At 67.8% G+C, this 1,400-nt stretch carries 2 protein-coding genes; both read right to left on the reverse strand.

Annotation, left to right across the window (positions count from 1 at the left end; genetic code table 11):
* A partial coding sequence (locus tag JCM19049_RS14275) for an adenylate cyclase regulatory domain-containing protein (RefSeq protein ID WP_279403274.1) occupies positions 1 to 541 on the reverse strand: 541 nt, incomplete at its 3' end.
* 129 nt (positions 542 to 670) lie between these two features.
* The gene (locus JCM19049_RS14280; protein ID WP_054821906.1) at positions 671 to 1,225 is read right to left on the reverse strand and encodes a hypothetical protein; all 555 of its coding nucleotides are present in this window, start codon (positions 1,223 to 1,225) and stop codon (positions 671 to 673) included.
* Positions 1,226 to 1,400 lie beyond the last annotated feature (175 nt).

Below are 1,400 nucleotides of genomic sequence, written 5' to 3' on the forward strand. Positions count from 1 at the left end.
CCCCGCTGTGCTGGTTGTAGGCCGCCACCCCGGCCTCGGCACGCACCGAGAGCCGGTGGATGGCCGCGTTCATCTGGCGCCGCCACGAATATAGCAGCAGGTCCTCGATCGGGCCGATCAGCTGAGGCAGGATGTTGACCAGTTCTCGCCGGGCCTGCCGGTCGCTCATCGACTGGTTCGTGACCATGTCCTCGATCAGCGCCTCGACCTGCCAGACCACCATCCGGTCGGTCATCTGCCCCACCGAGCGCATCAGCGAGATCGCGGTTTCCTCGGTGAGCTTGCCCTCGCGCACCAGCCCGACCATCGACTTCAGCGCCTCCTCGTCGCGCTGGGTGAAGAACACCTCGTCGTCCCCCAGCTCCGGGAAGCCCATGGCCCGCCACAGCTTGCGGGCCGAGAGCAGGGAGATCCCGGCCTCGGCGGCCACCTCGCGGCGCTTGAACTCACGCTTGCCGCCCAGCAGGCGCTGCTCCAGGGCGGCAACGGTTTCCTTGATGCCGGCCGGGGCCTGGGCCGGGACCTGCAGCGGGTTCTCCATGGCCTGGGCCAGCTCCTGGATCGGGTCGGCCTCCAGGCGGATCTTGGGCAGCGCTGGGTGCGCGCTCCAGAGCGGCGTCGCTGGCCGCCTGCGGGGTTTCGCTGCGGGAAGGGCTAGTGTGCTCGGAGCTCATCGATCATTCCCCTCACCGGCCGCGGTCCCAAAGGGTCCGGCCACTTGGTTGTTCCCACCCATGTTCTGCAGCGCCTCGATGGCCAGCCGGCGGAAGGAGGTCACCGCCGGAACATGGGGAATCCTGACATAGCCGTGGTTCAGCACCACGTCCAACGTGCCCGGCCGCTGTGCCGGGTTCTTCTTCTTGCGGGTGTGGGCCAGCAGGTCGCGCACCGTGTACAGCCCCACCGACTGCAGCTGGCCGCCGCTGCGCGGGGTGCGGAACAAGATCCGCTCGGTGGTCAGCACGATCCGCGAGCGCAGCCAGCCGATCCACGGGGCAACGCACCAGATGCCCACCAGCAGGAACCACAGCAGCACGAACAGCCAGGAAAGCACCCCGGCGTTGGGAGCAATCCACCCGGGAAGCTGCTGGCGCGAGAGGTAGCCGAGGATAAAGGCGAAACTTCCGGTGAGGATCAGCAGGGTGATGAACGGCTGGCGCAGCACCCGGGAGTGCACACGGGTCTTGATGATCACGCGCTCGTTCTGGTGTAGCGGTAGCTTCATGATGGCCGTGCCGGCACCTCCTCGCTTGCCTTGTGCTGCCTGCCTTCAGCGGTTGCAGTTCCCCGAAAAACCGGGGGTCCCGTATTCCATACTAGTCCCGCGCCCCCCACCGGTTTGGCTCCGGGGCCGGCGCACCGCCTAGGCGTACTGCCCGTCGCTGCGCCGCACATGGTGC

The sequence above is a fragment of the Arthrobacter sp. JCM 19049 genome (assembly GCF_001310435.1).

What these genes read in the sequence shown, in the direction of transcription:
- JCM19049_RS14280 (WP_054821906.1), bottom strand. Translation starts at nt 1,225, where the DNA reads ATGAAGCTACCGCTACACCAGAACGAGCGCGTGATCATCAAGACCCGT.